Genomic DNA, 24,215 nt, shown 5'->3' with positions numbered 1-24,215 from the left:
TAACATTTAGAAATCTTTAAATTCTTCAATTGCACCATCTGCTGAAGAAGTAAGCACTATGCTTGTCGAATATTCGCCCGGCACAATATACTCCCCGGTAAGACGCTTAAACATATCACTAAACAAGGGCGTTGATTCATCATGACAACCGACAAGTGCATTGTCGATATTGCCAAGAGCAATCTGCATAGCAGCATCACGCAATGAACAAGAAAGTGATTTATCCCCCTGTGTATAAGTAATGTTATACCCATGACATTTTGTGCGCAAAGCCAGCATGCCCGCAATCGTATTATGAGTGCTCTGCATAAACAAAGTGGGGCCTAATGAATTTTCACCCTCAGCACACATTTGCTGTAGAAACTTCTCACTATTGCTAAGCATTCCAAATTTTGTACCGATAAAAATACCATCAGGCGTTTCTATTTCTGCATCTCGAAGCACAGACATGGATGTAACCAATGCTGTTTTAAGCAAACGACACATTCTACGTGCTTCTATTGGAGAAATAAAGTTACGCAGATCTTCCAATACACCATCAGGGGTATATTTACAAACAGCACGAATATATACAGGTCGTAACTTTCGTTCATATGCAGGAGCCAAATTGCCGCAATAACGCGTCAAGATTATAGAGGAATCATTTCCTCCAAATCCAAAGCTATTGCACATTACATTGGTAAGCTCAAAATGGCTTTCTCCAAGAGTAGGCGTGATCCCATCTGGCATCTGATGCTTCCACCCTAAATTTCCGGGAACGAACTGATGATTTAAAGCCAGCAAACAGATCACCGCTTCTACAGCTCCTGAAGCACTCGTGGTGTGTCCTGTAAACGATTTCGTACTCGAAACCAGTGGCAACCGATCATTAAATATACGTGTTAATGCAACACTCTCCGACACATCATTGTTTGGTGTTCCCGTTCCATGAGCATTCACATACTGAATATCATCGGCTGTCAAACCTGCCATCTTCAGCGCTTCAGCCATGGCAAGATACGCTCCTTCTCCATTGGGTGATGATGCTGTCTGATGAAATGCATCACAAGCGTTACCATACCCTAAAAGTTCACCGATAGGTGTAACACCACGTCTGCAAACAGACCGGGCACTTTCCAAAATCAGATATGCTGCACCTTCCCCTAGATTTAAGCCAACACGTGTAGCATCGAATGGGCGGCATTGATCATGATCCAGGATGAGCAGGCTATTAAAACCATTTAAATGAAATTTTGTAATAGCCTCACTTCCACCTGCTATAACAATATCCGCCTTACCTGTCTTTATAAGATTTGCACCCACAATCATCGCATTCGCAGCCGATGAACAGGCTGTAGAAATAGTCATTACATTATCATGGGGAATGCCAAAATAATCAGCCTGCAGTAATGTAGTCGACCCACAATCATGAGTTGCAAGTATCTGCAAGTTCTCATCACTCCGTTGCAAATCTAAGAAACAACGCTCTGTATAGTCCATGCCTCCGACCGTTGTACCGGACAATAGCAAAAGATTTGATGCATCAGCCAAAAGATTTGTATCGGGAGATAAAAGACCTGCATCGGACAAAGCTTCTTTCATGGCAATAGTCCCCATGAGAGAAGTACGATTGGCCGGAATATTACTACCCAATGATAGTTTTTTACGCATTTGGTCGTCACTAAGCTTCACCTCGCCAACAGGCAGTTCTGTGTGTTCACTCTGCAAATAGCGCATAGTTCCTATTCCGCTACATTTATTTTGTAGTGAACACAAGACTTCCTGCTTATCGTTCCCAATTGCAGATATAATACCCGCTCCCGTGATGTAGATTGGTTCGTCCATTCTTACTTTGTACGGTTCTTTGCAATATAATCAGCCATCACATTAATAGACTTAAAAATTTCCTTTCCTTTTGCAGGATCTTTAAGCTTAATGCCATAGTTTTTCTCGATAAGAACAATCAGCTCCAATGCATCAATGGAATCCAGACCAAGTCCGTCGCCAAAAAGAGGAGCATCATTATCAATATCCTCAGGCTTAACTTCTTCCAAATTAAGAACTTCAATAATTTCTTTTTTCAGTTTCAAAACCAATTCTTCCATAATCAATAATTATTTATTATTTAAGTTATATATTCATTTCTCTACAATCCAAATCTTCGCTTCAAAATCATCATCACTTTTTGCATCAATCCAACCACATAAAGCACTCTTCAGATGCACAGATGTTTGCAAAATTATCTCAATCTGCTCTTCCGCCAACATTATGTTATCGACAAGCATATAAGAAGTCTCACCGTGGTACTTATTTCTAAGAGCTATTTCCCCTGTCACAATATTGGGCAACGTGTAAACAAATAAGGACGGACTAGGGAAAAACTCCTCTACCTTAGAAATAGTTTCCTGATAATCAATATCTGCACAAATTGATGAATTGCGCCCGAACAAAATAATTGCACGGTCATCACAGGCCACAAATCTCTCTTTCCCCTCAGCCATAAGAAGCAGTTCTGATGCAACAAACCCCAATTGAGATAAAATATCCATCTTATAAAATTTAGGATAATTCCCTATAGCAGTACAATACACTTCTTTCAGAAGTTTAATGCCTGTATTAGACAGTTCCAATTTCTGGCTATCTACTTCTATACCCATAGGGCTAATTATAACTTCATGCGTTTTTCTCATCATCCTATCATTTCATACATCATTGCAGCATTACAGCCACCAAATCCTGAAATCAATTTTATAAACCTTTTCCCTACAGCTTTTCGGTTTTCCGCAGAAATATTTATTTTACGACTTACACCAAGTTCAGAAAATCCCCTAGTTCCTAAAACAATACCATCTTCCAAAGCAGACATTGTCACCAAAGTTTCTAACAATCCTGCTGCACCTAAAGTATGCCCCAAATAACCTTTCAATGAGTTAACAGGTATATTCGACAAACCTGCACGTTCTAGTGCCACAGCCTCCATCTCATCATTGAACATCGTTGCCGTTCCATGCAGATTCACCATGGAAATCAGCTCCGGATCGATTCCTTCCATTACCTTAGTCAATGCCCGATAACTGCCTTCTGCGCTTTTAGAAGGATGTGAAATATGATACGCATCATTAAATACGGCACTCGACACCGCTACCCAATCTGATTCTCCTACTTCACTCTTGGATTTGTTCTGAAAAACCATGCAGGCTGCAGCCTCTCCCAGGTTTAATCCTAGACGCTCACAATCAAAAGGCCTGCAACACTCATCACTGACAGATTTAAAAGCCTGAAAACCGCTAACAATAAAAGGAGACAACATGTCTGCAGCTATCACAACAACAGTCTCTGCTCTGCCTGCCTGTAAAATTCTCATCGCCTCTATTTGGGCATAAAGCCCTGAAACACAAGCATTGCTTATCACAAGAGGAGTAGTACTATTTCCAAACCACTTTGCAATCTTACGAGCTGCAGTCAATAAAGATAAACGATCATCATCAGTATGCTTCTTTTGAGTATCAGCAAGCAAATGTACATTCCCCTTGGTTGAAGCAATAATAAACTTCGTATCACAACCGGAAACATCAATTGCTTTTTGTCCCAAAGCATGAGCCGTAGCAACTATTGCCATTTTCTCAAAACGAGTATAGTCCTCTCCCAAACCTGATCGATCAAATATATTAGCCAGCACATCTTCATCAAAACATGAGGCAACAAAAGGTTCTGCTAATCCCCACTTACCCTCATATCTCTTCAAAGCACTACGACCTGATTTCACAGCATTATAATTTTCTGTGGAACCAAGTCCTAAAGGAGAAAGAATACTATCTGCTACTTTGACAACCATTTTTGCTTCCATTCTTCGTAAAAAGGAGGATTATATAATACCAATTGATACTGCTTATCCATAAAGACTTGCGTAGAACGCCCCGATGCAAGTAAACTCCCATCTAAAGTATCCCGTATTTCATAATCAAAAATTATTTTGGCTGCATCTGTAGGTCGATAAGTTATTTTAATCTTTGGATGCATACCATAGACTATCGGTTTTCGATAATGAAACTCCAAGTCTACTAATGGAGCATAATAACCATTTCCAAAAATAAGCAAATATCCAAAATCGTATTTTTTGCCAAAGGCTTCACGCGCATCTTCAAAATATAGTGGATATGATCCATGCCATACTACGTTCATCGAATCAACTTCACTAAAACGAACATCAAATTCCAACTCTGCAGTCAATTCATTCATATCCTCTAATCTTTTACAATCCATATCTTTAAGATTCAATATCACTCAAAGCAATCTTCATCTCAGCTTCCGCAATCGTTTCGTCGTTTAATTTCACAACTGCATCTACCAAAGTCATTTGGAAGACCTCTTCCTTTACCGTAATTGTTGTATATATGGTATCACCAGCAAGTGGGGTTTTATAGATCTTCAAATTACGAACAGCCCCAATAAAACCTAATTTTATAACTTCATTACTCAACCTATTAATGTAGCCAATGCGTGCTGCACATGTTTGAGCTATATTTTCAATTAATCCCGAAGCCAATAGACGACCTTCACTAAAAAAAAGATTGTTGTCACGCACCGTAAACCTAGAAGATGTTATAACCGGATCAAAATGCGTCAAACAATCAATCATAATAAATGGAGGTCGTTGCGGTATTAAATCCAAGACATTTACACTGCTTATATCACTACAACTCATTGCTTCCAAAAGTCAAAATAGTTAAACCATTGCGCAGGATATTTTCGCATCATCATCTCCAGTTCGTCTGCATAAACCTGAGCTAAAGCGTGCGCTTTCATCTTTCTATCAACGTCAGCTGGCACGGATATTCTTTTTACATAAATACAATACTTATGAATACTCTTTTTCATGACAAATACGGCCAGCATATTTATACCACGTTGAGTAGCCATAGCAAAAGGGCCCAATGGGAAAGAGGCTTCTCCTCCCATAAAATTACATTTCACAGAGCGAGGAGATCCAAATACTCTATCCCCAGGAATACTAACAATATTTCTCTCAGACAATGCGTTATTTATCAGAAAAATATGTGACATGTCCTCTGATATAGGTATCATTTGTATACGTTTACCTGCAAACATTGAATGTCTTCCATTCATAACTTGTTTAGTTTCACCGGCAAACACTAACACATTGAATGATTTTTTTTGTGGTTTCAATGAATATCCCGCCAATTCATAATTACCGACATGGGAACTGAGCTGAATGAAGCCATCGTCTGAATTATCCAATTCGTCAAACATATCTTGTCCCTCAATCTCCATTTCAAAATGCTTTCCAGCATACATGGTAAAACGGTCAATGATAATTTGCCCAAATCGAAAATGATTAATATATACGTATATAAAGGCTTTCAACCTGCCATAACCATGACGATTACGAAAATAGCGATAGATTGCTAAATAACCATTATGATTAAATATCATATAGAAAGGCACAACCCACGCCATACAGAAATATGGTATAATAAGTGGTGAAAAACGAAACCATGCAACAAGCATACGTTGCATCCATGGTGTTCCTCCTGTGACGCCTTTCCAATCCTTATGATTTAGTCCTTCCAATATTCCAGCCCCTTGCTTATATATAAATTACGCTACCTTGCTCTCAATATAATCACAAAACTGACGCAATGTTTGCACACCTTGCATTTCTTCGGGCTTTATTTTAAAGCCAAAAGTCTTCTCCACTATCACTACGATATCAACAAAGTCCAAACTATCAATCCCCATATCATCCTTTAAACGGGCATCATCTGCAATCTTGTCTTCATCAATTTCCAAATCCTCAATAAGAAAATTTCTCACTTTTTCTTCAATTTCGCTTCTTTCCATTTTAATTAATTTATTAATTTACAAACAATTATACTATGTCCTTGTCCGAGTCCGTCATAGATTTGCTCTATAGTGAGTCCTGCATCATGAATGCATTTCTCCATATCTTCTGTATTATACATTTTACTATTGCCATTGGCTATAGCAGTAAAATATAACGAAGTCATTGTAAGGCAGAAAGCTGCTGTACCAAATCTCTGTCTATCCCATAAGGTTTCCATTATATAAAGCCGGGTCGAGTCAGTCATGGCAGTTTTTGCTCTCGTAAGGATGCTTACAATCTCATCCATCGAAAAACAATCCAAGAACTGCGACATCCATATTGCATCGATCCCCCCTACACGTTGTGGAAAATTACGATTTTTGTCAAGAAGATCTATACCGAACCCTTTTATTCGTTCGCATCCATTCTTTCCTTTCACATTTTCCTCCATCATCTGAATTTGTTGAGGAAGATCCAAAATGGTCACTTCAACATCCTTGTCATAATTCACACATTGCAATGCCCATTTACCCGTATTTCCACCAACATCATACAAAGAGCGGGTGTTATGCTTTTTAAAGATTATTTCTAATGCTTCCGGGAAAGATGAATCGCTATAAAAATGATCAAAGCCGAACCACGACTTCTGAACTTGTGACGGCAATTCCGACAAACCCTCATAAACAGTTGGCCAATTACCAAAATGTTCAAGTCCTACAGGTCTGTTTTCCTTGAACGACTCTTCCAAACGGAACCAGCCTTCATAATTCACATCATGATTAAAATCGACATTTACCCTCGTGGCATGATCATTTAATAAAAACCAACCAGTCTTAGACAAAGTAAAGCGATCAGTTTCTGTATCAACAAGTATCGTACCTATGCACAACGAAGCTTCAGTCATACATTTCACAGCATAATCAGACAAACCTGTTGCTTGACAGATTTCTTCACGTGTCATTCCTTCGTCCGATTCTCGAAGCATTTCCAATATACCGAACTTTATCATCAGACGTGACACCTGAAACACAATAGGTCCCCACGCTATAAACTCTGCCCTATCTTGAGCTTCACGCGCCGTAAAGCGTTCTCGAGTATACAGTTTCTCCAAATCGGGAAATAACTTCATAACTTTCAATTAAATAACAAAAATCATATAGAATAAGGCTTTCAGGAGCCTTTTTCTTCCTATTTCCTTATTCTATATGAACTACTTAAATTATATCAAAATATCAATAACCTCCACAAAAATTAAATCCAACCGTGCAGAAGTATGTTCCAGTTCTATAACCTTCTCTTTCAAATCCGAAATCATATCCTGTATTTACGTAAAGACGACCCAAATTCCATCCTATACCAGTACGAAGTCCATAATCAAAACGTTCTCGATCAACTCCATAGCCGATATAAGGACCTGCAAAGGGTTGAATAGACATATTATCTGTCAAATACAAATGATAGCTTGCCAACATAGGCATTATAACTGAATGGTTGTCTGTATCATATCCTCCATCATAATCACAATCTTCAGAACCCTCCCATCCTTTATTCATATAATACCAACCAGTCTCCAAATAAAGTGGAATAGAGGCAATACGAAAATCCATTGCCAAACCTAAAGAACCGAAGATCTTAGAATCGGAAGTTCCATCTCCACTAAAAAAGGCCCGATTAGATGTATAGGCACCTCTAATACCAAAGTGGAAACTGGGATACTCTAAATTCTCCACGATCTGTGCTTGCGATAATAAAGAGAAAAAGCACAACAACGAAGCTAAAATAACTTTTTTCATAATAACATCATTTAAATTAACAATTCATTAATCTATCTGGTCTAAAAACATCTCTGCAAAATTTTCTCCAGCACTCTCAAATCCTTGATTCAGAAGTCCTACATAGCGCCCCATACGGCCACCTTTTGATTCACACTTGATTTGAGCGTCAACATTTCCTGTCTGCATATTGACAAACAAGAAATTAATGATATTATTCGCGTCATCATCCAATTCCAAAACTTCTACCTTAAGTACATAATCACAATTTATATCCGAAACAAATCGTATGCCGCAATCTTCTTCCCGCAATTCGCTGTTTACAATCTCGCAGAATAGAGATTCCAGCTCTGGCTTTATCGTATTTTCCCATGTTTCAGAGAACTGAGGATCACGATCTTTTCCACTGGCAGGCGACGACATATAGCTAATAAATTCTTCTTCTGAGCGTTCCATAATCTGAGCAGCCGAAAAATCAAAATAGAGTCCAATCTTGTCTTCCTTCTCAAACAACTCAAAATCTCCCAAGATCGGTTTCCTTCTGCGAGGTATTATTTCGCCTTTAGCTTCTTTCAATATTTTGAGACGAGCATTACTGCTTTTTGACACTGCTGCATTTTTTTTGGATGCGCTAACAGCCTTCTTTTGTTTCCCGTTGCTGGTTTCACTCTTCTTTGCTTCAACTTTTGAAACAGATTTTGAAGACGATGCTGTCGCCTTAGTTGTACTTTTTCCTCCTTTCGAAGGTATTACTACAGCTTCAGTTGATGCCGGCACTTTCGATTGCTTCGTTTTTTGCAATTTTTCTACCATGTCCTCCGCCAATTCACCATAAAGATCAACACGACGGGCTATTTCAGTCATGCCACTCCTACCGCTTTGTCCATCAATGCTGACTGTTAATACTGGTACGTCACTGTTCCCTTTCAGAATGTACATCATGCCAGACATCTTCGCACCACCAGCGCCAAAGCCTACCAACATGGAAGCGGCACCGCTACCCATATCCATTTCTGTTACCACAAACACCATCGTATATTCTTTACCACTAGCAGTGGTCAGCTGCATACCATCCTCATTATCATGATTCCAGCACTTCACAAAATAATTCTCACTAGTCTGTGATTCCGAAGGCCAGTCTCTCACAAAATCACTACCCCGTGATTTCAAATGTTCCATGTAAGGCTTTCCTTCTATCTGCAAATCAGTATAATCAAATTTTACTGTAGCAACAATGCTCGGATTATTGAATACAGACAAATCGCCATTAACAACCTTTATAGCATCGCGAGCCATTATCGGCATCGACATTAATGCCATCAAAACAACAATAAAAACTCTCTCTTTCATGTCCTTATATTTTTTTAATTACCAATGCACTATTAGTTCCCCCGAAACCGAAAGAATTTGATAACACCGTATTAATTTCCACATCAACCGTATTCCTAACAAGATTAAGCGATGCAGCATGCTCATCAGGAGTTTGCAAATTAATATTAGGTGCCACAAAATTATTTTGCATCATAATAATGGAATAAACGATTTCACTCGCACCCGCCATCCAGCATTCATGTCCTGTCATTGATTTTGTACTCGAAATCAGAGCATGCTTTCCATCAAACAGACGTGTCAGAGCTTTTGCTTCATACATATCCCCTTGCAGAGTTGATGTCGCATGCGCATTGATATAATCAATATCATCAGGTCCTACGCCAGCATCACTCATCGCCCGACTCATAGCAATCGCACATCCATCATCACTAGGCTGTGAAATGCCACCGCCATTGCTAGAAAATCCATACCCCACTACTTCACATAATATATTTGCTCCACGAGCCAATGCATGATCATAATCTTCAAGAACCAAAGCCGCTGCACCTCCACTAGGAATCAAGCCATCACGATCGCGATCAAATGGACGAGAAGCTTCCGTAGGACTATCCATCCGCACTGAGAAAGCAGACAAAGCGTCAAAAGAAGCCATTGAATAATAATTCGTTTCTTGTGCGCCTCCACACAACACCATATCTTGAAGTCCTTGCTTTATCAGCATATATCCCAAACCTATAGAATGACTTCCACTAGCACATGCTGCACTTATTGTAAAATTCACACCGCGAAGATGAAATATTGTACTCAAATTCATATTAACGGTAGAATTCATGGACTGAAAAATCAATCCATAGCCTAACATTGCGGTATCATGTTTTTCCTCCATGATTTTAGCCGACTCAACAACAGGCTTTGCAGAAGAATCGTTTCCAAAAATACAACCAACTTCATTATTCAATAAATATTGGTCATCGATGCCTGCCTGCTTAAAAGCCTGGCGACTTGCCATAAAGGCGTATTCTGCTTCTTCGGACAATCCCGCACGTATATGTCTATCCAAATCTTTCTTTGTCAAAACAGGCTTCTCAACAATCCCTTTCAGACCAGACCGATAACCATATTCCAATCTTTGAGGATCCAGACCAATCCCTGATTTTCCTTGATATAAAGATTCTTTTACTGCTTCAATACTTGTTCCTATGCATGACCAAATGCCCATGCCAGTAATAACTACTCTTCTTGACATATGTATAAATTATGTATATAGTCCTCCATTAATTGAAATCACCTCGCCTGTAATATAACTGGCCTCTTCCGAACAAATAAAACCTACGAGAGCAGCAACTTCTGCCGGTTTACCAAAACGTTTCATGGGCACAAGATCTTTCAACTGTTCTTGAGGGAGATCTTTTGTCATATCTGTTTCAATAAATCCCGGTGCCACTGCATTCACTGTTACATTTCTTGAAGCGACTTCTTGTGCTAAAGCTTTTGTTGCACCAATTAAAGCAGCCTTAGCCGCACTATAATTAGTTTGCCCAGGCATTCCCTTTATACCGGAAAGTGAAGCCATATTCACAATACGTCCACCATGTTTACGCATCATCATTTTAGGCAACAATTTACGCGTAACGTAATAAAAGCCGTTCAAAGAGGTATTTATTACATCGTGCCAATCTTGCTCAGGCATCATAAACAACACGTTGTCTCGACGAATACCGGCATTGTTGACAAGGTACGCAATATAGTCATCTGGATGAGCCTGTTCCCATGCATCAAGAGCCCTGCTCACCTCTTCTTCATTACCAACATTGAATTGTAACAAATCAGCCTCTCCTCCACAAGCAATAATCGAATCACGAACTTCTTCAGCTGCTTGCTGATTCGTTTGATAATTGATAAGCACTGGGATATTCCTTTGCGCAAACATCTGACAAATTGCGCGTCCCAATCCTCTGGAGCCACCTGTTACTAAAGCATATTTCTTCATAAATCCATTTTATATTTTATTATATCCATGAATGAAATCCTCAGCAAATTTAAATCGAGCGGACTATCCTTTAGTTAGAATTACCCGCGCCAATCTTACTAATATCTTGCAAAAATTCCTTCGCATCATTTACAAGCACCACACTTTGCTTCCAAATCAATAATCGATATATATACCATATTTATACACCATCTACACTTTTAGAAGCATTTTCACCAGCAATAGAAAATTTTAATTATATCAAATTTCAACCAACAAAAAGCCACAAATACAAACTTTCTATTCTTCAAAACACTATCCACACCTTAATAGCAAAAACTGAATAAGCACTTTTTTTATCCATCTAATATATCTTATTCTACTTTTAAGCCATATTATCATCATATCTTTATTATCAAAATTCAATGTAACAACTAGTAAAAAATAGATATATTTACATCAAACAATCAATAATATTTCATTGGCAAAGATACAATATTTTTTGAGAATATTGAATATATGCAAAAAATAATTATACCAAATCAGAATCATCATATTTATAATTTTTTCATACTACTAAAATAAGGATTTACCAAACGCCAATAGGCTCTTTACACTCACAAAGTGGCACTTTACGAGTATAAAGAGGCACTTTACGGGCATAAAGAGGGACTTTACGAGAAGTCACATTATTTTTCCACGAAATAAAAGATGAAAGGCATTAACAAAGAAACAGAAAGAAATCAAGGTATCACAGATAGGCATTTCAGAACAGACATTACACGACAAATTTGCCTAAAGAAATATTTTAAAAAAACAAACAACGACAAAAGCTGAAAGAATATAAAAAAATCAGCATTTCCTATGAATCAGCATAGAAGTTTGCAACCATTTAATAAACCAGATGAAAGGCATAAAAAAAGAGAGTGCACTACAGAGTACACTCTCTTTTTTATTTATATAATAATGAATAAGACAAAACCTTATTACACGAACCAACGCACATAGCAGAAGTCCTGACGATGAGGCAAGTCGGAATTCTTGGGGAACATACGGTAGGAAACTTTAAAGCTACCGGCATTCTCCAGCTTGTGCTTAGCCTGGAAAGTATAAAGATTACCCTCTTTCTTCACTACTTCGAACGGCTCGACAGAGTAAACATGCTGCTTACCGTCGGCAGAAGTGTAAGTAGTCACCAGTTCGAGTCCGATGGCATCGTTCAGACCTTTCTCGTCGATAACGTAAGTAATGGTATATTCCTTACCGCTCTCGATAGAACCCTTAACAAGCTCTTCGGTCTTCTCGCAGGATACGATTTCGATACTATCCCACTTTTCAACTACCTGTTCCTTCCAAGCGGCAATTTCTTTGGCCTTGGCGTAGTTGTTGGCAGCCAACAGATGGAAACGCTTGGCTTCCTTGTTGTAGAACTTCTCGAAGTAGTCGTCAAGCTGACGCTTCATCGTATAGTGAGGAGCAATCTGGGCGATAGAATTCTTGATCGTCTTGATCCAGCCTTCGGAATAGCCCTTCTTGTTGCGTGCATAGTAGAGCGGCAGGATCTCGGTCTCAAGGATGCTATAGATAGTAGCAGCATCCAGCTGATCCTGATGTTCCTGATTCTGATAAGTACGTTTCTCAGTCAAAGCCCAACCGGCACCTTCACGGTAGCCTTCGAGCCACCAGCCGTCGAGTACGGAGAAGTTGACAACACCGTTCATCAAAGCTTTTTCGCCGGACGTACCGGAAGCTTCGAGCGGACGGGTCGGCGTGTTCAACCAGATATCTACACCGGAAACAAGACGGCGTGCGAGCTGCATGTCGTAATTCTCGAGGAAGATAATCTTGCCGAGGAACTCGGGACGACGTGAGATCTCAATGATCTTCTTGATAAGTCCCTGACCGGCACCATCGTGCGGGTGAGCCTTACCGGTGAAGAGGAACTGTACCGGATAGTCGGGGTTGTTCACGATCTTGGACAGACGATCAAGGTCGGTGAACAGCAGGTGGGCACGCTTGTAAGTAGCAAAACGACGACCGAAACCGATAAGCAGTGCATTAGGATTGATCTTGTCAAGCAAAGACACAATGCGAGAAGGATCACCCTGATTCTTCAACCAAGTTTCGCGATACTGCTTGCGTACATAGTCGATAAGTTTGTTCTTCAACGCCATGCGAGTCTTCCAAATCACTTCATCGGGCACATCGTAGATAGCCTTCCAAATCTTCTCGTTTGACTGGTCATACCAGAAGTTCTCATCGAAATACTGAGCATAAAGCTGTTTCCACTCGGTAGCGCTCCAAGTAGGGAAGTGTACACCATTGGTAACGTAGCCTACGTGGTTTTCTTCAGGGAAATAACCCTTCCAAATGCTGGAGAACATTTCCTGAGATACTTTACCGTGCAGCCAGCTTACACCGTTGACTTCCTGAGATGTGTTGCAAGCAAACACTGACATACAGAAGCGTTCGCCCTTGTCACCCGGATTGTTACGACCCAAGTCCATCAGATCATCCCAGGAAATACCCATACGAGAAGGATAACCGCCCATGTATTTACCGAAAAGACCTTCGTCGAAGTAGTCGTGACCGGCAGGTACAGGAGTGTGTACAGTATAAAGTGAAGAGGCACGAACCAACTCAATGGCCTGATCGTAAGTAAGGCCTTCAGCTACGTAATCGCAGATACGCTGTACGTTGATGAGGGCTGCGTGTCCTTCATTGCAGTGATAAACATCTTTCTTGATGCCCAGTTTCTTCAGAGTCAACATACCACCGATACCGAGCAGAATCTCCTGCTTCAGACGGTTTTCCCAGTCACCACCGTAAAGAACATGGGTAATAGAACGGTCAAATTCGCTGTTCAGCTCATTATCCGTATCGAGCAAATAGAGAGAGATACGGCCTACATTGACTCTCCATATATAAGCATGTACATAGTAGTCCAGATAGGGAACATCCACGATCACCTGATTGCCGTTCTCGTCGAGTACACGGTCGATAGGCAACTGGCCGAAGTTCTGAGCTTCGTAGTTGGCAATCTGCTGACCATCCATCGACAGGGTTTGCGTGAAGTAACCGTAACGATAGAGGAAACCTACCGCACACAAGTCAACATTGCTGTCCGAAGCTTCCTTCAGGTAATCGCCGGCCAATACGCCCAGACCACCAGAATATATTTTCAGAACGTGATTCAAACCATATTCCATACTGAAATAGGCCACGGAGGGACGCTTCTTGTCGGGCTCCACATCCATATATGTACGGAACTTAGAGTATACATCATCCATTCTGCGCAGGATAACCTTATCATTCGCAAGCGCTTCAAGTTTAGCATAGCTCATACGTTCCAACAAAAGCACGGGATTCTGTCCTACCTCTTTCCACAAAGCAGGGTCAAGGTCTCTGAACAGTTCGGTAGCCTCATAATTCCAAGACCACCAGATGTTGCGTGCCAATTCAGACAATTTCTCCAACTCAGCCGGAATGTGCGACTTTACATTCACATCTTTCCAGTTCGGAGTGTTTACATTACTAACTTTAATCTTCATTGTATATGATAAGTTTGATTAATAATTTCTATTCAATTCAGTTTACAGGTTCAACAGACGCTCTTTTGCACGACGCAAAGCGAAATCGTAGGCTTCGTAATAGTGCGTGATAAAATGCTTCCACAATGCCAGTTCGGATACGGCAGCAGCCCGCTTGCGGATCTCACGAACTTCGGCAGGAGTCTTGGCCGAGAAAGCTGTGATAGTGTCCTTGATGCCGTCAGCCACTTCGGAATAGTTGTAGTCCGAACGGTGAAGCACTTCCACACCATCGTCGATGCCATGGACATTCTTCAGGCTCTTGATCCAGAGGCCAAAGCCGGCCAAATCTGTCGTAATAGTAGGTACATGGAAAGCAATGCTCTCCAACGGAGTATATCCCCAAGGTTCGTAATAGGACGGATAGACACTAAGGTCGCTACCCAACACAAGATCGTAGTAGAGCTTGTTAAGGATACCATCCTTACCATCCAAGTAACAAGGAACGAAGATGACCTTCACCTTATCCTCGGGGCGGTTGCCCATACCCAGATATTTCAGCATGTCGAGTACCTGGTCGTGAGTCATATTATGAAGCCAGTGGGTAATGAAAGGACATTGCAAAGGCGTATCGAAAGTTTCCTTACTTTTCATTCGCTGCTGCAATTCCTCACGAGGCTCTCCCACCCAACTGGGTACATTGACAAAAGCCAGCACTTTTTTCTTCAGGTTTTTATCGCGGTTCAAACGGTTCAGGGCCTCCAAGAAGACATTGATACCCTTGTTTTTAAACTCATAGCGACCACTGGTAGAAATGATAAGCGTATCTTCGTCAGAAAAAATCTCGCCGACCAGGCAACTGGCCAAGCGGAGCTTCAAAGCACGAGCACGCTTACGCTTACCTGTATACGTGGATCCTTTCGGAACGAATCCATCCTCAAAACCATTGACCAAAATGACATCGGCAGGTTTGTCGAGTAATTCCTTACATTCATTATTGGTAATTTCACTCACCGTTGTGAAGCAGTCTACATAGTGAGCTGTCTGCTTTTCGATGGAATGCTTGGACTGCATATTCAGTTCCTGAGCCATCTGATCTCCATTGTATGCAAAAAGATAGTCATACAAAGGTTTCCCATTACCGGCAATGGAACGTCCAATCGACGTGGCATGTGTGGTGAAAATAGTTGCGATTTCGGGTACAGCTGCCTGCAAATAAAGAGCTCCCATGCCCGTCATCCATTCGTGTGCCTGAAAAACGACCTTGTCCGTATCTGTCAGATTGTAGCGATAGAAACTTTCAACCACTTTTCCAGCAGCAAAAGCAAACATGGAAGCTTCATCGTAGTCGCCGTAAGCATGCAACGAATCAACCTGATAACGATTCCACATTTCTGTATAAATGTCGTTCTTCTGCGCGAAGAAAGGCTGGAAATCAACCAGAATGACAATCGGTTCACCCGGAACATTCCAACGGCCTACTCTGACAGACAAATTATCGTGTGAAGCAGCATATTCCTTCCACGCTGCACAAAGGTTATCGTATTCTGTGAAAAGAGGATTTTCTTTCCCCTTCCAGAAATCCGGTCCTATAAAGAATATTCTATCACGGAATTGCTCCTGCAATGTTTTGGCCCGTGTAGATAACACCGTGTATATGCCCCCCACTTTATTACAAACTTCCCAACTTGCTTCGAAAATATAGTCGGGGGTCAACAATTCTTTACTCATATCTCTAATATTATTCTGATAGCGTACAGCCTCCCTGTAATAAACAAATCGACTGACGCAACTCCAGTAACATAATTACGTTGCTCTCAAAAACGGATGCAAAAGTACATATTATTCTTTGAAAAATAACCTTTTAACCGAAAAAAATGAAGAAAAGGAAACAAGCAAACGTATGCAAAAAGACAACCCCCGCCTCCATGCTGTCCTGGGAAGACAACAGAGGCAGGGGTAGCCTGTTTTTTGAAAAAAAACGTCGATTATACCATCAAAGCAGCTACCAAAGCAAGAATTGCATAGAATTCAGGCAAAGCCGCATAAATCATGGTATTGGTTTGCACGTCATGACCCTGGGAAATACCCACGATACCATTGGCACAAATCTGTCCCTGACGGATGGCAGAGAACAAACATACCAGACCGACACCCAAACCAATACCCAGCATCAAAGGACCTTCTGTCGTAAAATCACGTCCCATGGACATCAAAAATGCCACGAAACCATACAAACCCTGCGTGGCAGGAAGAGCTGACAAAATCATGTAGCTGGCAGACTTGGAAGGATCTTTCTTCAATGCACCTTCTGCCGCATTTCCTGCGATTGTCGTACCAAAGCAACTACCAATACCTGCCAGGGCCAACATCAGGCCCAAACCGAGATAACCTAAAATTTCATTCATAATGTTTTTGTTTTTATTTGTTTCTAATTTTATTTGTTTTCAACCGTAGTAAAAGGAGCATATTCCTCTCCTTTTCCATTGTAACCGGAATTTTTGAAATATTCGACGAATGTCAGGCGGAGTGGATGAACAAACGCACTCAAACAGGACATCGCAATGTTCAGTGTATGACCGAACACCAGAATGAGACCACAGAACAACCATCCTAAAGCAGGTCCGGCTGCATCGTTGACCATAAAAGCAAGCTGGTTGAACACACCACCCAGCATACCACCGGCCAATCCAAGAGCATACAAACGAATATAGGAAAGTATATCACCCATAAGGCCTGTAGCCATATTGTACGTATCCCAGATGCCAGCACCAATGTTGACCAGCACATTGCGATGAAGATTGTTCAACAGATAAATACCTATGGCCGATACACCACCGATAATGATGAATGCCCAAGTAGATACGTGCTCCGAAATGACTTCGAAGAACGAAAGGCTACCGACGCATACACCACCGACAACCAACAGCAGCCAGCCCCACGAGCTGAGCGACTCCTTGAAACCGTAACGGACAGTTTCGCCTATAGCCTTCACCGTCATGGCAATACTGATATGTACCACACCGATGATGAGAGCAAGCAACATCTGCTTATCGTAAGTGGTTTCACCTATCTTACCGACAATCATAAATTGCTTGATAAACTCAGGCAGTTCGAGGTCGAACAGACTAACGCCGAAACAAGTACCAAGAATCGTACCGATGACTGTCGTAAAGACACCCAACGTAATGACCAAATTCATCATACCGCTCAGCGACTTGGAAAGTTTCTTCTTCAGAATAAAACCCAGAATAATCAGCACAACTCCATAACCTGCATCACCCATACAAAAGGCGAAAAACAGAGAGAAGAAGGGAGCCAAAATGGGAGTCGGATCGAACTCAGCATAGTCGGGCATACCGTACATCTTGGTAAGCACCTCGTACATGCGGGCAAAAGCGTTGTTACGCAACTTGATGGGCGCATTGTCTTCTTTCGTAGCATTCCGGATCTCATAATAGACACCACTGTTGTCCAGCAGCTGCTTTACTTCGGGTTCATTATCGACAGGAATCCATCCTTCCAACAGGACAACAGCACCATCAGCCATGTGTTCGCTGTTGAGTTTTACCTTCAGCAGGTCTATATCCCCTTGAAGCAATAGGTTGCCATGCTCGAGCGTCTTGCAGTTGGCCTGACAAAATGCTTTCAAATCGGCTTGTGCCTGTTCTATCTGCAATTCTGTATCGGCTTTCCGAGCTAATAACTCAGACAAGCTGGCAGAAGGCAGACGGAGGGGTTCCATATCCAGCCCTTCCAACGGACCAGGCGTAACGGTCACAAAATAAATGTGTCCACCCTGTTCCTGAATACGAACGGCGTTATAATCGGACTCCCAAGCTTCGTCGTATTCTTTCTCTGTACAGGAATAAAACTGAACGTACCAGCCAGCATCACGAAGTTTACGGACAGCGGTCCAGTCGAAATCACCCCAAACCTGCATCTGTGCAATATCCTTGTCAAGCTGGGGAAGTTTCTGCCCCAGTTCCTGAATATGGGACTGCAAATCTTCGTATGCGCTGACCACTTCGTCGGCTGAAACACCTGTACGCACCGTTGCAGACAGGTCTTTACCGGCCAGATTATTCATGGCATTCAGCGTATTCTTGTACAGCGCACGCTTCTGCATGAAACGCTGCAACCGATCGTCCATCTCGCCACACTGCTTCTCTACAATGTGTACGACTCCCAACCCACGGATCTGCTCAAGGAACTGTTCATACTCCTTATGATAAATAAGGAATGTGAGCTTCTTCATTTTTGTAATCATGCCTCTGCCTCCTTCCTTTTTTCCTGATGGGACTTCATGATCTTCTGCGAAGACTTGGACAGGTTCTCTTCATCTTCCATGAACCGTTTGATCTTACGCAGGGCATCCTGATAGCCGGGAATTTGTACTTTTTCGAAAAGGTTCACTTTCTGTGTAGTCTTCTTACGGGCATGTTCGAGCAAGTTCAGCTTGGCAACCGTGAACTCACGCTCAATAGCAGTATGAGCCAGCTCTTTCAGCAGATTCAGACCGTCAGCATACCATTTGGGGGCATTGAACAGACTGTACGGACGGATATCAAAATCGATATTCTCTAACTGGGGCACCCGTACACCGGCAATCTTGCGAACTCCCAAATGTACATCACTGACCTTAATCAGCGAGCTGTCGAACTCATTCCATAGAGCGAACATGGCTTCGTAAGCTTGTATTTCCTTTTCCAACCGTTGTTCCAGTGCCTGAGCGTCGGTCTTGCAACGCTTCACCTCCATGCGCAGTGCACTCTCCTTATTCTTAATAATAGGAAGGGTACGCACCCGCACTTTCAGTTGCTTTTCAAGCTGCTGGAGCGAGGTCTTGTTATATTGAAACTTAATAGCCATTCTTTATGATTCTTTAATTTGCCTTGCCGGCCGGCCAATACTGATCGACCAGTTCCTTCTTTATGTTCACTTCTTCCGGCTTGAAATACTTGCCGAACAAGCTCCAGGCCACATCAAGCATCTCGGTCGTATCGAGATTGACATCGATGGCCAGCAACTGGTTGGAGTAATCCTTGGCGAAAGCAAGCGTACGCTCATCATAGTTTGTCAGGTCGAAACCATTCTCCAACTTGGTCTTGGCGTTGGCAGCATCGGCATACAGACGGACAGCAGCATTCATCACTTGCGGATGGTCCTTACGAGTCTTCTTACCGGTAACCAACTGTTTCAGACGAGACAAAGAACGGAAGGGGTCTACGATAACCTTACCAATATCACTGTCACGACGCAGGAAAAGCTGACCTTCAGTGATATAACCGGTATTATCGGGCACAGCGTGCGTAATGTCACCTCCCGAAAGGGTGGTCACTGCGATAATCGTGATGGAACCTCCACTAGGGAACTGTACGGCCTTCTCATAGATCTTGGCCAAGTCAGAATACAGCGAACCCGGCATAGAGTCCTTCGACGGAATCTGGTCCATACGATTGGACACAATGGCCAACGCGTCGGAATAAGAAGTCATATCAGTCAGAAGTACCAACACCTTCTCGTTGTGCTGCACAGCAAAATATTCGGCAGCTGTCAGAGCCATATCAGGAACAAGCAGACGTTCTACCGGCGGATTTTCTGTCGTATTCACAAAGCTGACAATTCGGCTAAGAGCACCAGCATTGGAGAATACATTTTTAAAATAAAGGTAGTCATCGTTCGTCATACCCATACCACCCAAGATAATCTTATCGGTCTCGGCACGGAGGGCCACATTGGCCATTACCTGATTGAAAGGCTGGTCAGGATCAGCAAAGAAAGGAATCTTCTGACCGGACACCAGCGTATTATTCAAGTCGATACCAGCAATACCGGTCGCAATCAATTCAGACGGTTGCTTACGACGAACGGGATTTACCGACGGACCGCCGATTTCCACTTCCTGTCCTTCAATTTCCGGTCCTCCGTCAATGGGATCACCGAAAGCGTTAAAGAAACGTCCGGCAAGCTGCTCGCTCACCTTCAACGTAGGTGCCTTACCCAAGAATACCACTTCGGCATTGGTGGGAATACCTTCGGTACCTTCGAATACCTGCAAGGTCACTTCATCCCCGGCAATCTTCACTACCTGTGCAAGCTTGCCGTTTACGGTTGCCAACTCGTCATACCCTACTCCCGTAGCTTTCAACGAACAGGTAGCCTTCGTAATCTGAGTTATTTTGGTATATATTTTTTGAAATGCTTTTGTTGCCATTGTTCAAATACTTAGCAATTTAATATTCGTGTTCTCAAAATTCAATCATGCCTTCCGCTCTTCGATCAACGCCTGCAATTGCTGACGGAATGCTTCGTATTCGGGAGATTTGAACTTCGAGTAGTTCATCTGCTTGCAGATATTGATCATTTTCTTAAAGTAATCCATTACTTCGTTGAAGTTGTCGAAAGTGAAGTCCGTATGGCAGATTTCGATAACCATATTCAGAATTTCTTCCTGACGTTCCATCGGAGTCACGGCATCAATTTCGTCGAAAGCATCCTGCTGCAAAATCACAAAGTCAATCAATTCCGATTTCCAGAAAATGACGTGGTAATCTACGGGTACACCGTCATCACCCAAGATATTGATCTGTTCGGCAATTTCCTTACCACGCTGGAGACGAGTTTTGATTTCATTTACCTTTCCGATCCACTCTCCATTGATACGTTTGCTGATATAATCTTCAAATTCAGGATATTCAATATATTTGGAATATGAATCAATAGGATTTACGGCAGGGTAACGCTTCTTGTCTGCACGGTCCTGCTCAAGGGCATAGAAGCAACGGGCCACCTTCTTCGTATTTTCAGTTACAGGTTCCTTCAGGTTACCACCGGCAGGAGATACGGTACCAATAAAGGTAATAGAACCGGTCTCACCATTGTTCAATACGACATAACCGGCACGACCATAGAAGTTGGAGATAATGGAAGACAAATCCATAGGGAATGCATCGGGACCCGGCAGTTCCTCCATACGGTTGGACATCTCACGCAAAGCCTGTGCCCAACGGGAAGTAGAGTCGGCCATCAACAATACCTTCAAGCCCATACTGCGATAGTATTCGGCAATGGTCATAGCCGTGTATACAGAAGCTTCACGGGCAGCCACCGGCATGTTTGAAGTATTGGCAATGATGATGGTACGTTCCATCAATTTACGACCTGTATGCGGGTCTACCAGTTCAGGGAATTCTGTAAAGATTTCCACGACCTCATTAGCACGTTCACCACAGGCAGCTATGATTACGATATCTGCTTCCGCCTGCTTGGAAATGGCATGCTGAAGCACCGTCTTACCGGTACCAAACGGACCAGGAATAAATCCTGTACCACCTTCTACAATGGGGTTCACCGTATCAATCACACGAACACCCGTTTCCAGCAATTTGAAAGGACGGGGTTTCTCCTTGTAGTTGGTCATGGCACGCTTCACCGGCCATTTCTGAATCATGTTGACTTCCACTTCACTACCATCTTCTGCTGTCAGCACAGCGACAGTATCCTCGATGGTATAATCACCTTCCGAAACTATCGACTTCACAGTACAAATGCCCTTCTGTGCGAAAGGCACCATGATTTTAAGCGGCTGAAAATTCTCTTCCACCTTTCCAAGCCAGGCAGCGGCTTCCACCTTATCACCGGGCTTTACCAAGGGAACAAAATGCCACTTCTTTTCCTTGTCCAAAGGATAAGTATACTGACCTCGCTTCAGGAAAACACCCTCCATCTTGTCCAGGTCGTTCTGCAAACCATCGTAGTTTTTGGACAACATACCCGGTCCTAACGTCACTTCGAGCATGTGTCCGGTAAATTCGGCTTCAGCACCTACCTTCAGTCCACGCGTACTTTCGAACACCTGAACATATACTTGGGCACCTACAACCTTGATAACCTCTGCCATCAGACGGTCGCCCCCGGTAGAGATGTAACAAATCTCATTCTGTGCCACCGGGCCGTCAACGACAAGCGTCACCATGTTGGCGATTACGCCACTAACAGTTCCTTTTGTTGCCATATAATATTAACAATTTTATTTATCTGAATTCCGCGGGTATCTGTACTTCGTTTTTCAATGCATCAATCATACTGCGGAACAACTGACTTCCACGTTCTTTGTCCAAAGAAAGCCAACGTTCAATCATCTCAAGCTGCAACAGAAATACAAACAAACGTTCAATGGTAAAATAATTGAAGAAAGTAGCTTCTTCCATCCAGTTCCAACGCAACTGATCTATCTTTTTCTCACGTTCAACCAACTCTTCTACCTCACTGATCTTCATCAGCTGATCCAAATAATCGACCTCAGTACCCAAACCGAAATCGCGTGCAGTCGACGTACGCAATGCTTCGCAGATACTGGTGTCGCCCACAATCAGAGGAGCGACTTCAAACTTATACTTACGGGCTGTAAGTGCAACCAAAATATTGTTGACTGTGAGATTGAAGCTAAACCAATCGGAAACGAACCGATTCTTACACTTCATTGCATAAGCATAATACAATCCGGCCAGACGATTCTCTGGCAAAGAATTCATCTCCTCGGTTGGTTGATTGAAATAGTCGGAGATAAACGCAGAAAGGTAAGAAGGAAATACACGGTCAGGTACCTCGTCACCGTCCTTCAGCATAGCTATAAAACCAGACAGTTCGTCTACTGAATACAATCCGCAGGTATCAATCACCGCATCCCTGTCTTTCAAAAGTTTCAATACATTCGCATTATCAAACTTCAAATAGAACAGGTCTATTAACTTTTTATCCGCATCTGACAAATAAGGATAAAACTCTGTCTTGAAATCTGCTACCGTATAACTCAGTTTGCTGTCATCCAAAGCCAAATCGGGCAAACCAGCTACCAAGTAATAGTATTTACTCATATCCTGACAGGGATTTAAAATAACATTTCCACCAGTTGTGGACGCAAAAATTCCTTGAAGTAGTTCATAAACTCTTCCTCGCCAAAGTTCACCTTATAGGCACCACTTGCCGGTGACACAGTGAACAACGTCTTGATACCGTTCACTTGCTCAATTCTGACGCCTTTGTCCAAAAAAGCTTTAGCTTTTGATGCGAAATATTTCTTTAGTCCTTCTGCATCTGCCGTAGAGATGACAATAGGCTCGTCCACGCTCCATTTTTCAGCTAATGCAACAATAAAGGCATTCAGATAGTCCTTATTTGCAGCAAAAGCTTTTACGTCTGTATCAACAATTGATCCACTTACGACGGAAGTGATTTCAGACTTCAAAGCATTTACAGCCTGTCCTGCAAACAGCTTCAATTCAGACTTCGTATTCTCTGACAATTCATCAGCAGACTTACGAGCATTGGCCAAAATCTGCTCGGCCTCTTTATGAGCTTCGTCTACAATTTTCTTCGCTTCCGCTTGGGCCTCCAATACTAATTTACGGGCTTCTTCATTCCCTTTCTCGACCCCTTCACGATAAATCTTGTCGGTCAGCTCTTGAATTTTGTTTTCCATATTTATAGGAGTTATATGTTAATTTATTTTCTATACGTGATTTTTCTCCTCATTAGATTTTGGCCAAAATTACAAAATTTGCTTGGATATAAAATAAAAAGAATGAAAGAAAAATGCAGAGAGGTTTAAAAAAGGGGGATAATGAACAAAAAAAGAGTCCCCCACAACAGAATTGTTGCGGAGGACTTCTGAAGAAAAACGGCGGCGACCTACTCTCCCACTGTTACGCAGTACCATCGGCGTGACCGGGCTTAACTTCTCTGTTCGGAATGGGAAGAGGTGGAACCCCGGTGCTATAGCCACC

At 42.2% G+C, this 24,215-nt stretch carries 22 protein-coding genes and 1 rRNA gene; all 23 read right to left on the bottom strand.

The window, feature by feature from the left end; translation table 11 throughout:
• Nucleotides 1-6 precede the first annotated feature (6 nt).
• Nucleotides 7-1,824 (bottom strand): beta-ketoacyl-[acyl-carrier-protein] synthase family protein, encoded by a 1,818-nt coding sequence (locus HF894_RS10720; protein WP_204972271.1) that lies wholly within the window; start codon nt 1,822-1,824, stop codon nt 7-9.
• A 2-nt stretch (nt 1,825-1,826) separates the two neighbouring features.
• Nucleotides 1,827-2,084 carry a phosphopantetheine-binding protein gene (locus HF894_RS10715; RefSeq protein WP_021848176.1) on the bottom strand — a complete coding sequence of 86 codons (258 nt, stop codon included), beginning with the start codon at nt 2,082-2,084 and terminating at the stop codon, nt 1,827-1,829.
• Between the two features lie 33 nt (nt 2,085-2,117).
• Complete coding sequence (locus tag HF894_RS10710) at nt 2,118-2,636, bottom strand: hypothetical protein (protein WP_204972270.1); 519 nt, start codon at nt 2,634-2,636, stop codon at nt 2,118-2,120.
• A gap of 32 nt (nt 2,637-2,668) precedes the next feature.
• Nucleotides 2,669-3,826, bottom strand: coding sequence for a beta-ketoacyl synthase N-terminal-like domain-containing protein (locus HF894_RS10705; protein ID WP_246593220.1), 1,158 nt, complete (start codon nt 3,824-3,826; stop codon nt 2,669-2,671).
• The gene (locus HF894_RS10700) at nt 3,799-4,218 is read right to left on the bottom strand and encodes an acyl-CoA thioesterase (protein ID WP_021848173.1); all 420 of its coding nucleotides are present in this window, start codon (nt 4,216-4,218) and stop codon (nt 3,799-3,801) included. Before HF894_RS10700 ends, HF894_RS10705 begins: the two co-directional genes overlap by 28 nt.
• A gap of 28 nt (nt 4,219-4,246) precedes the next feature.
• A complete protein-coding gene (locus tag HF894_RS10695) occupies nt 4,247-4,693 on the bottom strand; it encodes a pseudouridylate synthase (protein ID WP_394369844.1) in 447 nt (148 codons plus the stop codon).
• Nucleotides 4,681-5,571, bottom strand: coding sequence for an LpxL/LpxP family acyltransferase (locus tag HF894_RS10690; RefSeq protein WP_204969750.1), 891 nt, complete (start codon nt 5,569-5,571; stop codon nt 4,681-4,683). Before HF894_RS10690 ends, HF894_RS10695 begins: the two co-directional genes overlap by 13 nt.
• A gap of 27 nt (nt 5,572-5,598) precedes the next feature.
• Nucleotides 5,599-5,841, bottom strand: a complete 243-nt coding sequence (locus HF894_RS10685; protein WP_021848170.1) for an acyl carrier protein — start codon at nt 5,839-5,841, stop codon at nt 5,599-5,601.
• 5 nt (nt 5,842-5,846) lie between these two features.
• Complete coding sequence (locus HF894_RS10680; RefSeq protein ID WP_204972268.1) at nt 5,847-6,953, bottom strand: methyltransferase; 1,107 nt, start codon at nt 6,951-6,953, stop codon at nt 5,847-5,849.
• 103 nt (nt 6,954-7,056) lie between these two features.
• A complete protein-coding gene (locus HF894_RS10675) occupies nt 7,057-7,617 on the bottom strand; it encodes a porin family protein (protein ID WP_204972265.1) in 561 nt (186 codons plus the stop codon).
• 27 nt (nt 7,618-7,644) lie between these two features.
• Entirely contained in the window at nt 7,645-8,946 is a 1,302-nt protein-coding gene (locus HF894_RS10670; protein WP_204972263.1) for a hypothetical protein, read from the bottom strand.
• A gap of 4 nt (nt 8,947-8,950) precedes the next feature.
• Complete coding sequence (locus tag HF894_RS10665; protein WP_021848165.1) at nt 8,951-10,174, bottom strand: beta-ketoacyl-[acyl-carrier-protein] synthase family protein; 1,224 nt, start codon at nt 10,172-10,174, stop codon at nt 8,951-8,953.
• A 9-nt stretch (nt 10,175-10,183) separates the two neighbouring features.
• On the bottom strand, nt 10,184-10,918 hold the full coding sequence (fabG, locus tag HF894_RS10660; protein ID WP_021848164.1) for a 3-oxoacyl-ACP reductase FabG: 735 nt from the start codon (nt 10,916-10,918) through the stop codon (nt 10,184-10,186).
• Nucleotides 10,919-11,883: 965 nt separating this feature from the next.
• Entirely contained in the window at nt 11,884-14,448 is a 2,565-nt protein-coding gene (locus HF894_RS10655) for a glycosyltransferase family 1 protein (protein WP_021848161.1), read from the bottom strand.
• Nucleotides 14,449-14,490: 42 nt separating this feature from the next.
• Entirely contained in the window at nt 14,491-16,158 is a 1,668-nt protein-coding gene (locus HF894_RS10650; RefSeq protein ID WP_204972260.1) for a glycogen/starch synthase, read from the bottom strand.
• A gap of 257 nt (nt 16,159-16,415) precedes the next feature.
• Nucleotides 16,416-16,835, bottom strand: a complete 420-nt coding sequence (locus HF894_RS10645) for a hypothetical protein (RefSeq protein ID WP_021848159.1) — start codon at nt 16,833-16,835, stop codon at nt 16,416-16,418.
• Nucleotides 16,836-16,864: 29 nt separating this feature from the next.
• Complete coding sequence (locus HF894_RS10640; RefSeq protein WP_204972258.1) at nt 16,865-18,697, bottom strand: V-type ATP synthase subunit I; 1,833 nt, start codon at nt 18,695-18,697, stop codon at nt 16,865-16,867.
• Nucleotides 18,694-19,299, bottom strand: a complete 606-nt coding sequence (locus HF894_RS10635; protein WP_204969756.1) for a V-type ATP synthase subunit D — start codon at nt 19,297-19,299, stop codon at nt 18,694-18,696. The genes HF894_RS10640 and HF894_RS10635 overlap by 4 nt, the downstream gene beginning before the upstream one ends.
• A 13-nt stretch (nt 19,300-19,312) precedes the next feature.
• Nucleotides 19,313-20,644, bottom strand: a complete 1,332-nt coding sequence (locus HF894_RS10630; RefSeq protein WP_021848156.1) for a V-type ATP synthase subunit B — start codon at nt 20,642-20,644, stop codon at nt 19,313-19,315.
• Between the two features lie 45 nt (nt 20,645-20,689).
• Nucleotides 20,690-22,444, bottom strand: coding sequence for a V-type ATP synthase subunit A (locus tag HF894_RS10625; protein ID WP_075316677.1), 1,755 nt, complete (start codon nt 22,442-22,444; stop codon nt 20,690-20,692).
• A gap of 19 nt (nt 22,445-22,463) precedes the next feature.
• Nucleotides 22,464-23,306, bottom strand: a complete 843-nt coding sequence (locus tag HF894_RS10620) for a DUF2764 family protein (protein ID WP_204969757.1) — start codon at nt 23,304-23,306, stop codon at nt 22,464-22,466.
• 14 nt (nt 23,307-23,320) lie between these two features.
• On the bottom strand, nt 23,321-23,911 hold the full coding sequence (locus HF894_RS10615) for a hypothetical protein (protein ID WP_204972256.1): 591 nt from the start codon (nt 23,909-23,911) through the stop codon (nt 23,321-23,323).
• 196 nt (nt 23,912-24,107) lie between these two features.
• Nucleotides 24,108-24,215, bottom strand: a 5S ribosomal RNA gene (gene rrf / locus HF894_RS10610); the annotation flags it as partial.

It is taken from the genome of Caecibacteroides pullorum (assembly GCF_019239235.1).
GTDB classification, from domain to species: domain Bacteria; phylum Bacteroidota; class Bacteroidia; order Bacteroidales; family Bacteroidaceae; genus Bacteroides; species Bacteroides pullorum.
Note: the sequence above shows the minus strand (reverse complement) of the source record. Positions and strands in the feature narration are given on the sequence as shown.

What these genes read in the sequence shown, in the direction of transcription:
- HF894_RS10700 (WP_021848173.1), bottom strand. Translation starts at nt 4,218, where the DNA reads ATGAATGAATTGACTGCAGAGTTGGAATTTGATGTTCGTTTTAGTGAA.
- HF894_RS10670 (WP_204972263.1), bottom strand. Translation starts at nt 8,946, where the DNA reads ATGAAAGAGAGAGTTTTTATTGTTGTTTTGATGGCATTAATGTCGATG.
- HF894_RS10620 (WP_204969757.1), bottom strand. Translation starts at nt 23,306, where the DNA reads ATGAGTAAATACTATTACTTGGTAGCTGGTTTGCCCGATTTGGCTTTG.
- HF894_RS10720 (WP_204972271.1), bottom strand. Translation starts at nt 1,824, where the DNA reads ATGGACGAACCAATCTACATCACGGGAGCGGGTATTATATCTGCAATT.
- HF894_RS10630 (WP_021848156.1), bottom strand. Translation starts at nt 20,644, where the DNA reads ATGGCAACAAAAGCATTTCAAAAAATATATACCAAAATAACTCAGATT.
- HF894_RS10680 (WP_204972268.1), bottom strand. Translation starts at nt 6,953, where the DNA reads ATGAAGTTATTTCCCGATTTGGAGAAACTGTATACTCGAGAACGCTTT.
- HF894_RS10715 (WP_021848176.1), bottom strand. Translation starts at nt 2,084, where the DNA reads ATGGAAGAATTGGTTTTGAAACTGAAAAAAGAAATTATTGAAGTTCTT.
- HF894_RS10650 (WP_204972260.1), bottom strand. Translation starts at nt 16,158, where the DNA reads ATGAGTAAAGAATTGTTGACCCCCGACTATATTTTCGAAGCAAGTTGG.
- HF894_RS10615 (WP_204972256.1), bottom strand. Translation starts at nt 23,911, where the DNA reads ATGGAAAACAAAATTCAAGAGCTGACCGACAAGATTTATCGTGAAGGG.
- HF894_RS10665 (WP_021848165.1), bottom strand. Translation starts at nt 10,174, where the DNA reads ATGTCAAGAAGAGTAGTTATTACTGGCATGGGCATTTGGTCATGCATA.
- HF894_RS10640 (WP_204972258.1), bottom strand. Translation starts at nt 18,697, where the DNA reads ATGATTACAAAAATGAAGAAGCTCACATTCCTTATTTATCATAAGGAG.
- HF894_RS10635 (WP_204969756.1), bottom strand. Translation starts at nt 19,299, where the DNA reads ATGGCTATTAAGTTTCAATATAACAAGACCTCGCTCCAGCAGCTTGAA.
- HF894_RS10645 (WP_021848159.1), bottom strand. Translation starts at nt 16,835, where the DNA reads ATGAATGAAATTTTAGGTTATCTCGGTTTGGGCCTGATGTTGGCCCTG.
- HF894_RS10705 (WP_246593220.1), bottom strand. Translation starts at nt 3,826, where the DNA reads ATGGAAGCAAAAATGGTTGTCAAAGTAGCAGATAGTATTCTTTCTCCT.
- fabG (WP_021848164.1), bottom strand. Translation starts at nt 10,918, where the DNA reads ATGAAGAAATATGCTTTAGTAACAGGTGGCTCCAGAGGATTGGGACGC.
- HF894_RS10675 (WP_204972265.1), bottom strand. Translation starts at nt 7,617, where the DNA reads ATGAAAAAAGTTATTTTAGCTTCGTTGTTGTGCTTTTTCTCTTTATTA.
- HF894_RS10625 (WP_075316677.1), bottom strand. Translation starts at nt 22,444, where the DNA reads ATGGCAACAAAAGGAACTGTTAGTGGCGTAATCGCCAACATGGTGACG.
- HF894_RS10685 (WP_021848170.1), bottom strand. Translation starts at nt 5,841, where the DNA reads ATGGAAAGAAGCGAAATTGAAGAAAAAGTGAGAAATTTTCTTATTGAG.
- HF894_RS10655 (WP_021848161.1), bottom strand. Translation starts at nt 14,448, where the DNA reads ATGAAGATTAAAGTTAGTAATGTAAACACTCCGAACTGGAAAGATGTG.
- HF894_RS10710 (WP_204972270.1), bottom strand. Translation starts at nt 2,636, where the DNA reads ATGGGTATAGAAGTAGATAGCCAGAAATTGGAACTGTCTAATACAGGC.